The following is a 12,841-nucleotide window of genomic DNA, read 5'->3' as shown; positions in this document are numbered from 1 at the left end:
TCCCCCTGTGGGGAGGTGTCGGCGAAGCCGACGGTGGGGGGAGTGATGGGGTTATGGCCGCGACCCAGATCGAGCATCCTACGACTCCCCCCACCGATCGCTGCGCGATCGCCTCCCACACAGGGGGAGGGACGGAAGCGCTTGAAGTTGAAACCAAAAGACCGCTGTTATGGCGGGTACTAAAGTCTGCACGAAACAGACGCCGTTCGCACGGACGGGCGGCGCGCCGGGAGGACGCCATGAACGCCTTTGCCCCCATCGCCGCTTCCGAGACGCCCGACTATGCCGGCCTGACCGTCACGCCCGAGGGGCCCGTGCTTGGGGCCGAGATCTCGGGCGTCGATCTGCGCCACCCCCTGGCGCCGGAGATCGTCGCCGCGATCCGGACGGCGCTGCTGCGCCACAAGGTGGTGTTCTTCCGCGACCAGGACATCAGCCATCAGGACCATGTCCGTTTCGACCGGTATTTCGGGGACTTGGAAGGTCATCCTGTCACCGCTCACGTGCCCGGCTTTCCCGAAATCCTGCACATCGAGGCCGCCGACGGCATGAAGCTGCGCGAGGAGATCGTGCCGATCGTCCGCGCCGCCAACAAGTGGCACACCGACGTCACCTTCCGCCCCGCGCCGTCGATGGGCGGGGTGCTGCGCATGCGCCAGATGCCGGCCCAGGGCGGCGACACCCTGTTCGCCGACACCGCCGCGATCTATCGCGACCTTCCCGACCAGCTGAAGGACCAACTGGCGACTCTGAAGGCCGAGCACGACATCCTGCAAAGCTACGGCTACCGCGTCGACGAGGCCAGGCGCCAGGAACTGCGCGCGGCCCATCCGGTCCAGGTCCATCCGGTGGTCCGCACCCACCCCGAGACCGGCGAGAAGCACCTGTTCGTCAACAAGGTCTTCACGACACGGATCCTGGGCCTGCCCGAGGACGAGGCCGCCAGGCTGCTGGCCGAGCTGCTGGACCGCGTGAAGACCCCCGAATACCAGGTCCGCTTCCGTTGGACGCCCAACGCCGTCGTCTTCTGGGACAATCGCGCCACCCAGCACTACGCCATCCTCGACTACTGGCCGCAGGAGCGCGTCGTCGAGCGGGTGACGATCCAGGGGGACGTTCCCTTCTGAAACGACCACAGCTTGGATTTGGTGTCGCCATCCAAATCAAGGACTTATCGAGGAAACCTGATAGGCTCTCAGGGGCGCGAGGCGCGCGTGTCGACCCGGCGCTCCATCAGCAGCAGGCTGAGCATGACCAGGAAGGCGAACACCAGCAGGGCGCCGGCCAGCTTGTGGGCCTTGTCCCACTCCAGGGCCTCGACCAGCCGGTAGATCTCGATCGACAGCACCTCGGTCTGGCCCGGAACGCCGCCGCCCAGCATCATCACCACCCCGAACTCACCGACCGTATGGGCGAAGACCAACAGGGCGGCGACGGCGTAGCCGGGCAGGGCCAGCGGCAGGGCCACCCTGATGAACGCGGCCCAGGGCGAGGCGCCCAGGGTGGCGGCGGCCTCCAGCGGCTCGTCGCCCACGGCGATGAAGGCGTTGCGCAGCGGCTGGACGGCGAACGGCAGCGAATAGACCAGAGACCCGATCACCAGGCCCTGGAAGGTGAAGGCCAGGGTCCTCACCCCGAACGGATGCAGCAGGGCGATCAGCGGGCTCTGCGGGCCCAGGGCGATCAACAGGTAGAAGCCCAGGGCGGTCGGGGGCAGCACGATTGGCAGGGCGACCAGCGCCCCGACCGGGGCCTTCCAGCGCGACCGTCCCCGCGCCAGCCACCAGGCCAGGGGCGTGGACAACACTAGCAGCAGGAGGGTGGTGACGCTCGCCAACCGAGCCGTAAGCCATGCGACCTCCAGCACGGTCACCGGGCCTTGAGCTTGATCGGCGGCGGGCGGTTGGGCATGGCTTTGGTTCCAGCCCTTCAGTCCGCGAGGGCGCTCGGTTATGTAGCCAGATTACATAACGAGCTTTCCGATCCAGGTCACCTTCGCCACGAGGTTTTCGATGTCCATCGACGGTGATCTGAGCGCGTCCCTGGTCCTGCGTCGCGGCGGCCTGGCGCGGGTGGGCCTGGAGCGCATCGCCCTGATCGAGGCGATCGGCGGCCTGGGCTCGATCAGCGCGGCGGCCAAGCAGCTGGGCCTCAGCTACAAGGGCGCCTGGGACGGGGTCCAGGCGCTGAACAACCTGTTCGACGCGCCGCTGGTGGTCGCCAACGCCGGCGGCAAGGCGGGTGGGGCGGCGATCGTCACACCGCGCGGCCTGGCGGTCATCCGGGCCTTTCGCGAGGTCGAGCGCGAGATCGGCGCGGCCCTGTCGCGGCTGGAGGCGGGCCTGGCGGCGCCGGAGCCGGACATCGGCCAGGGCCTGGGCGACCTGTTCTGGAGTCTGGGCCTGCGCACCAGCGCGCGCAACGCCTTGCGCGGAACGGTGGCGGCGATCGCGGATGGCGAGGTCACCGCCCGGGTCTCGATCGACCTGGGCGAGGGCTTGGCGATCGCCTCGATCATCACCCGTCGCAGCCGCGAGGAACTGGGACTGGCGGTCGGCAAGCCCGCCGTCGCCCTGATCAAGTCCAGCTTCGTCGTCCTGGGCGACGATGATCCGTCCGAAGGCGAGACCAACCGCCTGGCCGGGACGGTGGTCGACCGCGAGGATGGAGGCGAGGTCAGCGAGGTCACGCTCGCCCTCTCGGCCGGCAAGACCCTGGTCGCGACCGTGGCGGCGTCCGAGGCGACGCTGGTTGTCGGCGCCCGCGCCACGGCCACGATCGCGTCGTCCAACGTCATCCTCGCCGTTGAATAGGCGGTCGTCAGTGAACCGTGGCCCGCTCGGGCGCCGGCGCGGCGTCCGGCTCCTGGCGCAGGCGGGCGGGCAGGGGATAGCCGTCGACCCGCAGGGCGGCGTTCAGAGCGCGCGCCAGCACCATGGTCGGCTGGGCGTCGACCAGCAACGGCTCGAGCAGGGCCTCGCCCGCCGCCGTCGCCGTTCCCGCCAGTCCGCAGGAGACCATCAGCCGTTGCTCGTCGGTGGAGATGCCGCCACAGGCCGGGCATTCCACCTGGATCGGCCGCCGCAGGCTGGCCTCCACCGACTGCATCCAGGCGACGAACAGGCCGCCTGTCCGGTTGGACGCCCGAAAGGCCAGGGCCTGGGCGACCAGGCGCGTGGGGTGCTCGCCCGCCGACCTCAGCGCCGCCCACTGGCGCATGGCGCTGAGGAGCAGCCTTTCACCGACGGTCGGCCCAGCGGTCCAACGCAGCGCCATGGGATCGGGTGTCATCGCAGCCTCTCGGACGAGCGTCGCCTTCATTGTTGCGACTGATTCGCATTTAGCGCCCCGCCTAATTGCGAGTCAATCGCAACTTCCCGCCTCCAGCGCGCTGGACCGGTGCGCGCCAGCAGCCTAGGTTGAGGTTTGGCCGCAACCCGTCCGTCCGCCTTGAGTCTCTGGAGCCCGCGCTGTCCGCAAACCCTCGATCGATCACGCCGATGATCCGGCTGTACGGCGAGAAGCGGGCCAATCTGGTGCGCGTCTTCGCCGCCAAGCTTCGCTCGGCCAGCGAGGCCGAGGACCTGATCCAGGACCTGTACCTGAAGGTCCAGGCCCTGGGCGACGTGGAGGTCGAGGGCGACGGCTCGGCCCTGCTGTTCCGCATGGCCAACAACCTGATGCTCGACCGCTTGCGAAGCCAATCGCGGGCTGGGGCGCGCGACGAGGGATGGCGCAGCCTGCAGGGCACTGTGCTGGGCGACCAACAGGTGGCCGATGTCCCGTCGGCCGAGGAGGTCGTGGCCGGCCGGCAGCGGCTGAGCGCGATGATGACGGCGGTCGACGCCTTGCCGCCCCAGGTCGCGCGTGCGTTCAAGCTTCATAAGCTGGAAGGCCTGAGCCACGCCGACACCGCGGTCGCCATGGGCGTCAGCCGCAGCTCGGTCGAGAAGCATGTGAGCGCTGCCCTGAAGGCGCTGATGGCGAAGCTGGCATGAGGGTGTTTCCTGGTTTTGACACAGCTTGTGGAGGTTTCGCCGCCTTGGTGACGTCTTATCCTTGCAAGGACGCGGCTTGGCGTCAGGACGGAGCGAAATGACGCGCGCCCAAACGGACATCGATGCGGAGATGGCCGAAGCTGTCGACTGGCTCGTCCGCCTGCAGGGCGAGGCGGTCACCGAGCGCGACTGGCTGAATTTCGACGCCTGGCTGACGGCCTCGCCGGCCCATGCCCAGGCCTATGACGCCGTGCTGAGCTTCGACGACCGGCTCACGCTCGACAGCCGCCTGGCCCAGGCCGAACTCGCCGCCGAACCCCTGACGGCCTCCCTTGGCAAGGTCGTCCCGCTGAGGCCGGCGCGGCGGGTTTGGATCTGGTCGGCCGGCGCGGCGATCGCCGCCGCCTTCGTGGCCGGCGCGATCCTGCTGCCGGGCAGCGGCCTGCTGGGCGCCCACGAGACGACCTATGTCACGGGCGTCGGCGAGCGTCGGACGGTCGCCTTGGAGGACGGTTCCCGGATCGAGATGAACGCCGCCTCGCGGATGACCGTGCGGTTCGAGCGCCGCGCGCGCCGCGTTCACCTGGACGACGCCCAGGCCTTCTTCGACGTGGCCAAGGACGCCTCGCGGCCGTTCCTGGTTTCGGCGGGCGACACCCAAGTGCGCGTGGTCGGCACCCAGTTCGACGTCAGGCAACGCGACGGCCAGGTGGCGGTCAACGTCCAGCGGGGCCTGGTCGAGGTGCGTCCCAACCTGCCCCGCGACGCCGCGCCGTTCCGGCTGCGACCGGGGCAAGGACTTTCGCACCGCAAGGGCCAGAGGGCGGACGCCCGGGTCCAGGCCGTGGCCGTCGAGGAGATCGCCGGATGGCGCAAGGGCCGGCTGATCTATCGCGACCAGCCGCTTTCGCAGATCGCCGGCGATATGAACCGGCTGTTCCCGCGTCCGGTGAAGCTGGCCGACGCCGAGGCCGCCAACCTGCGACTTTCCGGCGTGTTGATCGTCGATGACCAGGATGCGATGGTCGACCGACTGTCGCACCTGCTTCCGGTACGAACGACGACGACCGACGACGCCATCGTGATCCGGGCGCGCTAGGGTCTTGCTGACGGAACCGGAATCGTTCGAAGCGCGAAGCTTGAGCTCTAGGGGGATAGAGCTGGAGCCCGATGATTTCGGACACGGAATCCCAGCTTCGCGGTCGGCCTGACGATCCGGGATGTCCCGGCGCGATCGCCGTCGTCCGCCTGCGCCGTTCCGGTCCCGTCCTGGTCCTGACCCTGGCGTCCAGCCTGGCCCTGGTGACTGAAGCCGCCGCGACCTCGGCGCGGTTCAATTTCAACATCCCGGCGAAGTCCCGGTCGGAAGCCCTGATTGACCTGGGCGTCCGGGCGCGGGTGACCCTGGGCGGCGCCTCGTCCTGCCCGGGACGCAGCGAGGCGGTGGTCGGAGTCCTGACCCTGCGCCAGGCGCTCCAGGCGGTGACGGCGGGGGCGGCGTGCCGGTTCGAGATCCTCGACAACGCCACGGTCAGCATCCGTCCCGCACGGGCGACACGAGCTCCGGAGCCGGCGGAGAGGCCGCACGCCGTCGCCCCGTCGCCGGTGGTCGCGACCCCGGCCATCGACAGCGTCATCGTCACCGCCACCAAGCGTCCGACCCGCCTGGGCGCGGCGGCCGGCGGACTCAGCGTGATCAGCGCCACGCGGCTGCGCGACGCCGGCGCGATCGACACGACCAGCATCTCCCAGCAGACCGCCGGCTTCATCACCACCAACCTGGGGGCGGCGCGCAACAAGATCATGCTGCGCGGCCTGTCGGACGGCACGTTCACCGGCCGCACTCAGCAGACGGTCGGCACCTACCTCGACAACATTCCGCTGACCTACAACGCCCCCGATCCGGACCTGCGGCTGATCGATGTCGACCGGGTGGAGATCTTGCGCGGGCCCCAAGGCGCGCTCTATGGCGGCGGCTCGCTGAGCGGGGTCTACCGCATCGTTTCCGCCAAGCCGGTGCTGGACGAACGGTCGGGATCGTTGCTGGCCGGTGCGGCCGTCACCGAGTCCGGCTCGCCCAGCAGTCGCTTCGAGGGCGTGGTCAACCTGCCGATCGCCGCCGGCCGCGCCGCCCTTCGCCTGGCGGGCTACAGTGACGTGGATGGCGGCTATGTCGACGACGTCAACCTGCGCCTCTCCAATGTCGACCGCACCACGCGGACCGGCGGTCGCGCCGCCCTGGCGGTGGCGCTGGATCCGGAATGGTCGATCCAGCTGTCCGGCGCGCGCCAGGACCTGCACGCCACCGACAGCCAGTATACGACCCCCAGTCTGGGCGGCCAGAAGCGCGCCAACCAGGTGCGCGAGACCCATGACAACGTCCTGGAGCAGGGCGCGGTGACGGTCACGGGGGCGGGCGACTGGGGCCGGTTCGTGTCGTCGACCGGCTATGTCCGCCATCGGTTCGCCAGCCGGTTCGACGCCACCGCGGCGCTGAACGGCGCGGGAGGAGACTCCCTCGACGTCGGCCTGTTCGACGAGGCCAGCAAGGTGCGACTGCTGGTCGAGGACGTGGTGCTGTCGTCTCCCGACACCGACCGCTTCCGGTGGCTGTTCGGGCTCTACGGCCTGGCCAGCCTGGAGGACTCCGACGGCGAACTGCGGGCGCGGACCTATTTCGATCCTTCGCGCCTGATCTATCTGGAAGCCCGCCGCGACCGGCGACGAGAGCTGGCCCTCTATGGCGAGACCGCCTACGACCTGGGCGGCGGTTGGACGGCCAGCCTCGGCGGCCGCGCCTTCAGCAGCGAGGTGCACACCACCTCGTCGGTCGAGGCGCCGGCGCCGGGCCAGTCGCGCGCCCTTGACCGCAAGGCGCGGTTCACCGGCGTCTCGCCGAAACTCTCGCTCCAAAGGACCTGGAACGGAGGCCTGGTCTATCTGCTGACCTCGGAAGGCTATCGCTCCGGCGGGTTCAATTCGGGCGGGCTGGTCGCGCCGTCGGCGCTGCGCGGCGCGTTCAAGCCCGATCACCTGCGCAACTATGAGATCGGCGGCAGCTTCCGGCCCGGCGACGGCCGCATGATCCTGCGGACCGCCCTGTTTCACGACGTGTGGACCGACATCCAGACCGACCAGTATCTGAGCTCGGGCCTGTCCTACACCGCCAATGTCGGCGATGGCCGCAACACCGGCCTGGAGGTCGAGGCGACCGTCCTGGCGGCTCCCGGCCTGACCCTGGACGCCAACGCCCTGTTCAGTCGCCCGCGCCTGAGCAAGGTGAACCCCAACTTCGCCTCGGCGGCCCAGAGCGGGCTGCCCGGCGTGCCGGACGTCTCGGCCGGGCTCATGGCGCGGTACGAGCGGAACCTGGCCCGCGCGCGACGCCTGGTGCTGACCAGCGAGCTGGAATATGTCGGCCGCTCGCGCCTGACCTTCGACCGCCGCCTCTCGCCGTCGATGGGCGGCTATGTCACCGGCCGGCTGTCGGCCGAGTTGGCGACGCGGGACTGGACCTGGACCCTGGCGGTGACCAATCCCGCCAACGCCTCGAGCGACACCTTCGCCTACGGTAACCCGTTCAGCTTCGGCCAGGTGCGCCAGGTCACGCCGCTACGCCCCCGTACCTGGAGTTTCGCGGTTTCTCGCACGTTTTAGGGAACGCGAAGCCTTCTCGCGCCCGCAAACGCAAAAAAAGCTCTGAGGTTCCGTGGGTGGGGCGACGTTTATTTCCTGACGGGGTGTGTTTGGAAGGCCGCCCTAGGTCGGGGAAATCACATGTCTGTCCTGTCGGGACTTGTCTGCGTCCACAATGAAGAGGCGCGTCTGGCCGAGTGTCTGGCGCGGCTCGCGTTCTGCGACGAGATCGTCGTCGTCGCCGATCGCTGCACCGATCGCAGCGAGGCCATCGCCCGCAAGATGGGCGCGCGGGTCGTCTCCGGAATCTTCCCCGTCGAGGGCTTGCGCAAGGAGGCCGGCGTCGTCGCCTGCCGCGGTGATTGGATCGTCGAGCTGGACGCCGACGAGGCGGTGACCCCGGCCCTGGCCCGGGAGATCCGCGAGACGATCGCCCGCGCCGACGCCGGAGACTGGTACCAGGTGCCGGTAGACAACTTCGTGGGCGCGCAACTGGTGCGCCACGGCTGGGGCGGCTCGTTCGGCGCCTCTTCGGTGGCCCGGCTGTTCCGCAAGGGCGTCAAGCACTGGAAGAACGAACGGGTCCATCCCGGCACTACCTTCGCCGGCGCCTATGGCGGCCGGCTGTCCAACGCCATCCTGCACAAGGTCGACGACGACATCGCCGACATGGTCCAGCGCCTCAACCGTTACACCGCTCTGCGCGGTCAGGATCTGGCCGACAGCGGCAAGATCAAGAGCCTCTGGGACGACCTGTTCCGCGGCATGCGCCGGTTCTACAAGTGCTATGTCTCGCGCAAGGGCTACAAGGAGGGCGACATGGGCTTCCTGATCGCCCTCATGGCCGGTCTTTATCCGGTGCTTTCCAACCTCAAGGCGCGCGAGATCCGGATGCTGGGCGGCCAGAGCGTGCAGACCCTGCGCCCGGGCGCGGTGATCGGCCTGGACCTCGACGACGCCAGGCTGGGGCATTCGGCCTAGGCCTCGCCATGTCGCTGCTTCGTCTTCTGATCGCCGGGGTGATCGGGCCGGAACTGGCGCGCTGGAAAGCCGCTGGTCGGGCCCCAGTCTTCTGGTGGCGCGACGACGATGCGCGACGACCGACCCTGGCCCTGGATCGCCTGCTGACCCTCGCCATCCGTTTCGACGCGCCGATCACCATCGCCGCCGTGCCGGACGGCGATATCGCGGCCTTGGCCAAGGCCTGCGCCGCGGTTCCCGGCGCGGAACTGGCGATCCACGGCTTCCGCCACGAGAACCGCGCGCCGGCGGGACAGCCCTCCGGCGAGGTCAATGACCAGGACCGCCTGGCCGACGTGATGTCGAACCTGAGCGCGGCCACGAAGGTGTTTCGCCGCGCCGGCGTGACGCCGCGCCTATTCGTGCCGCCCTGGAACAACGCCCATCGCACCCTGAAGCAGGCGCTGGACCAGCAGGGCCTGGAGTTGTCCTGCTACGGCGAAATGCGGCGCGCGGCCGAGCCCAATCGGCTGGACGCCCACCTGGACGTCATGCGCTGGAAGCCCACGGCGCGCTTTCGGGGCGCGATCCGTTTCCTGCTGCGGGCCCGCCGCCTGCTGGCCGAGCGTCGGACGAGCGGGGCCTGGGGCCAGCCGCTGGGCCTGCTGACGCACCACCTGGACCATGACGAGCCCGCCTGGCGTTTCCTCGAGGCGTTCCTGCCCATCGCCAGGCCTGTCGCGCGCATGAGCCTCGACGAGCCTGCGCCCCAGAGTTCGGGCGCCCGGATGACCTTAAGACCGGATAGACGCGCCGCTGACCGGGTGAACGCCCTACGCTGCGTGCGCCACGGCGCGGTGTCCCTGCATCAGCAACTCGCAGTTCAGCGTCAGATTGGCCGCCGGCCCAACCGCGCCCAGGCTGTGCCAACTGGCGCCCACCCCTTCGATCAGGAGCAACAGGCCGTCGGCCAGGGAGGCGGGCGCGCCAAAACCGGCGTGGCGGGCGGTCTCGATCAAGTGGTCGCGCAGGCGGGTCTTGTAAAGCTTTGAGACCCGCCGGATCGGATGGTCCTGGTCGCTGATCTCGGCCTCGAGATTGGACAGCAGCCATCCGCGGTAGCCGGGCTGGGTCACCTTGGTCGCGGCCGCCGTCACGATGGCGCGGATCTGCGCCACCGGGTCGTCGGGGTGCTGTTTGGCGATGGCCATGAGCTGGTCCAGGTCCTCGAGCGCCAGCCGGGTCAGGCACGCGGCGGCCAAGTCGTCCTTGGACTCGAAGTATCGGTACAGGGTCGTCTTGGTGACGCCGCTTCGGGCGGCGATATCGTCGACGCCGATCGCCCGAAAGCCATGCTGGTAGAAGAGCTCGGTCGCCGCGTCGATCAGGCGGTCGGACGCCGGTCGATGGGCCGGGGTGGAGGTCTGGGGCTTGGCTTTCACAATGGAGATCCTTGTGGAAACGCTTGGAGGAAAGGGCGGGGCGAAGGACGCCTAGTGGACCGCCGAGGTGTCGGCCACCCGCGTGGGACGCGGCGCCAGCCAGATGATGAAGGCGGCGACGATGAACAGCGCCGCCATGGCCAGGAACACCTGGTTGGTGGCCAGCATCACGCCCTGGCCCTGCACCATCTGCTCGAGGTTACCGCGCGCCTGGTCGGGCGACAGGCCGCTGGCCGTCATCTGGTCCATGGTGTCCTGCGCGCCGTTCAGCAGGCCCGACAGTTCGCTGCGGTTGCGGCTGCCGCTGTCGGCCCAGACGGTGCTGACCATCGAGGTGGCGAAGGCGCCGGCCAGCGTGCGGCAGAAGTTCATCAGGCCGGCGGCGCTGGCGGTCTCCGGTTCGGTGACGCTGGCCAGGGCCAGGGCGGTCACCGGCACGAAGAAGAACGGCATGCCGAAGCCCTGCAGCAGCAGCCAGTGGGCGATGTCGAAATAGCCCATGTCCGAATTGGCCTGGCTGCGCATGAAGGTGATCGCGCCCAGCCAGATCACGCCCAGGAACACCAGGCGGCGGGGATCGACCTTGGTCGACAGGCCCGCCGCGAGCGGCGCGACCAGCACGGCGGTGACCCCCAGCAGCGCCGAGACGTAGCCGGCCCAGGTGGCCGTGTAGCCCATGTTCTGCTGCAGCCAGAGCGGGGTCAGGACATTGATGCCGAAGAAGGCTCCGAAGGCGACACTGAGGGTGATGACGCTGGCGGTGAAGCCCCGGTGACGGAAGACGCGCAGGTCGACGATCGGATTGGCGTCGGTCAGCTCCCAGATCAGGAACGCCACGAAGCCGATCGCCGCGACGACGGCCAGGCCCGCGATCATCGGCGAGGCGAACCAGTCGTGCTCCTTGCCCAAGTCCAGCATGACCTGCAGGGCGCCGACCCAGACGACCAGCAGGCCCAGGCCCACCAGGTCGACCCGGGCCTTGGCCAGCGGGGTCTCGTGGCTGCGCAGCAGCCGCCAAGCGAACCAGCTGCAGACGGCCGCGACCGGCACGTTGATCCAGAAGATGAAGGCCCAGCCAACGTTGTCGCAAAGGGTCCCGCCCAGGATCGGCCCGAGTATGGGCGCGATCAGGGTGGTCATGGCCCACAGGCCGGTGGCGGCCGCGGCGTATTTCTTGGGAAAGACGCGCAGCAGCAGGGTCTGGGACAGGGGCATCAGCGGGCCGCCGCAGGCGCCTTGCAGCACTCGAAACAGCACCAGCAGGCTCAGCGAGGGGGCCAGGCCGCAGAGGAACGAGAAGAAGCCGAACCCGATCATGCCGAGCACGAAGACCTTCACGGCCCCGAACCGCGCCGATAGCCAGCCGGTCAGCGGCACGACCACGGCCTCGGCCACGGCGTAGGAGGTGATCACCCAGGTGCCCTGACTGGGCGAGACGGCCAGAGCGCCGGAGATGTTCGACACCGAGACGTTGGCGATGGTGGTGTCGAGCACCACCAGGAAGTTGGCGGCCGCCAGGACTAGGCCGGCGAAGATCATCGCCGCTCCGGTAAGGGGCGCGGGGGGAGCCGCCGAAGCGGCGGCAGGGGTCTTGGCCATGACGGCGGTCCTTGGCTGTATGAAGGGGCTGGACGAGGGCGATCAGGAGGCGGTGTCGATGGTCGCCTTCATCGACAGGCCCACGCGCAGCGGGTGTGCCTTGAGATCGGCCGGGTCGATGGCGACGCGGACGGGCAGGCGCTGGACGACCTTGATCCAGTTGCCAGTGGCGTTCTGGGCCGGGATCAGGGCGAAGGCCGAGCCGGTGCCGCCCGACAGGCCGGTCACCGTGCCGTGGTACTTGACCGAACCGCCGTAGAGGTCGGCCTCCAGCTCGACCGGCTGACCGATCCTGACCTTGCGCAGCTGGCCTTCTTTGAAATTGGCGTCGACATAGGCCTGCTGCACGGGAACGACCTGCATCAGGACCGCGCCGGCGGCGACCCTCTGGCCAGCCTGGACGTTGCGACGGGTCACGACCCCGTCGATCGGCGCGCGGATCACCGTTCGGGCCAGGTCCACCGAAGCCTGGTCGACCCTGGCGCGCGCGGCGGCCACCTCGGGATTGGTGTCGACGCTGGTCCCGTCGGTCAGCACCGTGTTCGCGGCCAGCGAGCCGACGGCGGCGGCGCGGTTGGCCGCGGCCTGGACCTGGGCGGCCTTGGCCGAGTCGTAGGCGGCCTGGGCGTTGGCGTAGGCGTTCTGGGCGCGGGTCAGTTCGTCGCCTGACACCGCGCCGGTGGCGGCCAGGGCCTTGCGGCGGTCCAGGTCCACACGGGTGCGGTCCAGGTCGGATCGGGCCGAGGCCAGGGTCGCGGCGGCGCGGACCTGGTCGGCGTCGCGGGCGGCGATCTGGGCCGACAGGCTCTGGTCGGTGGCCAGATAGCCGCGGACCTTGCGCTGGGCGGTGGCCAGGTCGGCCTGGGCCGAGGCCAGGGCGATGCGGGCGTCGGTGTCGTCGAGCACGACCAGCACCTGGCCCTGCTTGACGGCCTGGGTGTCGTTGACCGCGACGCTGCGCACGGGACCGCCGACCAGCGGCGTCACCTGGGCTACATAGGCGCCGACATAGGCGTTGTCGGTCTCGACATGATGCGAGCCGACCAGGGCGTAGTAGGCGCCATAGCCAGCCGCGCCGAGCAGGACGACGGCGCCGAGGCCGGCGAACAGGGCCTTGCGATTGCCGTTGGTCTTGGCCTCGGGCGCAGGCGCGGCCAGGGCGTCGGTCTCGGGCGTGTCTTGAGAGTCGAACATGGGAGGAGCTCC

Annotated in this window: 11 protein-coding genes and 1 pseudogene; 7 read left to right on the top strand and 5 right to left on the bottom strand. The window is 69.5% G+C overall.

Annotation, left to right across the window (positions count from 1 at the left end):
• Positions 1–239 precede the first annotated feature (239 nt).
• Positions 240–1,127, top strand: coding sequence for a TauD/TfdA dioxygenase family protein (locus G3M57_RS13985; RefSeq protein ID WP_163231233.1), 888 nt, complete (start codon positions 240–242; stop codon positions 1,125–1,127).
• 68 nt (positions 1,128–1,195) lie between these two features.
• Here the strand turns inward: G3M57_RS13985 and modB are convergent, their stop codons facing one another.
• The gene (modB, locus tag G3M57_RS13980; RefSeq protein ID WP_056751498.1) at positions 1,196–1,867 is read right to left on the bottom strand and encodes a molybdate ABC transporter permease subunit; all 672 of its coding nucleotides are present in this window, start codon (positions 1,865–1,867) and stop codon (positions 1,196–1,198) included.
• A gap of 145 nt (positions 1,868–2,012) precedes the next feature.
• Between modB and G3M57_RS13975 the strand changes: the two genes are divergently transcribed.
• Positions 2,013–2,813, top strand: coding sequence for a TOBE domain-containing protein (locus tag G3M57_RS13975; protein ID WP_163231231.1), 801 nt, complete (start codon positions 2,013–2,015; stop codon positions 2,811–2,813).
• Positions 2,814–2,820: 7 nt separating this feature from the next.
• Here the strand turns inward: G3M57_RS13975 and G3M57_RS13970 are convergent, their stop codons facing one another.
• Complete coding sequence (locus G3M57_RS13970; protein WP_163231229.1) at positions 2,821–3,291, bottom strand: hypothetical protein; 471 nt, start codon at positions 3,289–3,291, stop codon at positions 2,821–2,823.
• A gap of 209 nt (positions 3,292–3,500) precedes the next feature.
• Between G3M57_RS13970 and G3M57_RS13965 the strand changes: the two genes are divergently transcribed.
• The 5 genes and pseudogenes from G3M57_RS13965 to G3M57_RS27485 form a co-directional block, all read left to right on the top strand.
• A complete protein-coding gene (locus G3M57_RS13965; RefSeq protein ID WP_056750288.1) occupies positions 3,501–3,998 on the top strand; it encodes an RNA polymerase sigma factor in 498 nt (165 codons plus the stop codon).
• Positions 3,999–4,095: 97 nt separating this feature from the next.
• Positions 4,096–5,097 carry a FecR family protein gene (locus G3M57_RS13960; RefSeq protein WP_163231227.1) on the top strand — a complete coding sequence of 334 codons (1,002 nt, stop codon included), beginning with the start codon at positions 4,096–4,098 and terminating at the stop codon, positions 5,095–5,097.
• 71 nt (positions 5,098–5,168) lie between these two features.
• A complete protein-coding gene (locus tag G3M57_RS13955; protein ID WP_163231225.1) occupies positions 5,169–7,655 on the top strand; it encodes a TonB-dependent receptor in 2,487 nt (828 codons plus the stop codon).
• 120 nt (positions 7,656–7,775) lie between these two features.
• Entirely contained in the window at positions 7,776–8,615 is an 840-nt protein-coding gene (locus tag G3M57_RS13950) for a glycosyltransferase family 2 protein (RefSeq protein ID WP_056750296.1), read from the top strand.
• 8 nt (positions 8,616–8,623) lie between these two features.
• A pseudogene (locus tag G3M57_RS27485) lies at positions 8,624–9,067 on the top strand (DUF2334 domain-containing protein); the annotation flags it as partial.
• A 360-nt stretch (positions 9,068–9,427) separates the two neighbouring features.
• Here G3M57_RS27485 and G3M57_RS13940 read toward each other — a convergent pair.
• The 3 genes from G3M57_RS13940 to G3M57_RS13930 are packed head-to-tail and all read right to left on the bottom strand — an operon-like array spanning position 9,428 to position 12,829.
• Positions 9,428–10,036: a TetR/AcrR family transcriptional regulator gene (locus G3M57_RS13940; RefSeq protein ID WP_163231223.1), complete on the bottom strand. Its 609-nt coding sequence runs from the start codon at positions 10,034–10,036 to the stop codon at positions 9,428–9,430.
• A gap of 51 nt (positions 10,037–10,087) precedes the next feature.
• A complete protein-coding gene (locus G3M57_RS13935; protein ID WP_163231221.1) occupies positions 10,088–11,635 on the bottom strand; it encodes a DHA2 family efflux MFS transporter permease subunit in 1,548 nt (515 codons plus the stop codon).
• A gap of 42 nt (positions 11,636–11,677) precedes the next feature.
• On the bottom strand, positions 11,678–12,829 hold the full coding sequence (locus G3M57_RS13930; RefSeq protein ID WP_188916165.1) for an HlyD family secretion protein: 1,152 nt from the start codon (positions 12,827–12,829) through the stop codon (positions 11,678–11,680).
• Positions 12,830–12,841: the final 12 nt, after the last annotated feature.

Origin of the sequence: Caulobacter rhizosphaerae, from assembly GCF_010977555.1 — a bacterium.
GTDB lineage: Bacteria > Pseudomonadota > Alphaproteobacteria > Caulobacterales > Caulobacteraceae > Caulobacter > Caulobacter rhizosphaerae.
The sequence above is the reverse complement of the archived record's forward strand: the minus strand, read 5'-3'. Positions and strand labels throughout refer to the sequence as shown.

Coding starts and splice junctions, on each gene's coding strand:
- G3M57_RS13975 (WP_163231231.1), top strand. CDS start 2,013: ATGTCCATCGACGGTGATCTGAGCGCGTCCCTGGTCCTGCGTCGCGGC.
- G3M57_RS13950 (WP_056750296.1), top strand. CDS start 7,776: ATGTCTGTCCTGTCGGGACTTGTCTGCGTCCACAATGAAGAGGCGCGT.
- G3M57_RS13965 (WP_056750288.1), top strand. CDS start 3,501: ATGATCCGGCTGTACGGCGAGAAGCGGGCCAATCTGGTGCGCGTCTTC.
- G3M57_RS13935 (WP_163231221.1), bottom strand. CDS start 11,635: ATGGCCAAGACCCCTGCCGCCGCTTCGGCGGCTCCCCCCGCGCCCCTT.
- G3M57_RS13970 (WP_163231229.1), bottom strand. CDS start 3,291: ATGACACCCGATCCCATGGCGCTGCGTTGGACCGCTGGGCCGACCGTC.
- G3M57_RS13960 (WP_163231227.1), top strand. CDS start 4,096: ATGACGCGCGCCCAAACGGACATCGATGCGGAGATGGCCGAAGCTGTC.
- G3M57_RS13930 (WP_188916165.1), bottom strand. CDS start 12,829: ATGTTCGACTCTCAAGACACGCCCGAGACCGACGCCCTGGCCGCGCCT.
- G3M57_RS13985 (WP_163231233.1), top strand. CDS start 240: ATGAACGCCTTTGCCCCCATCGCCGCTTCCGAGACGCCCGACTATGCC.
- G3M57_RS13955 (WP_163231225.1), top strand. CDS start 5,169: ATGATTTCGGACACGGAATCCCAGCTTCGCGGTCGGCCTGACGATCCG.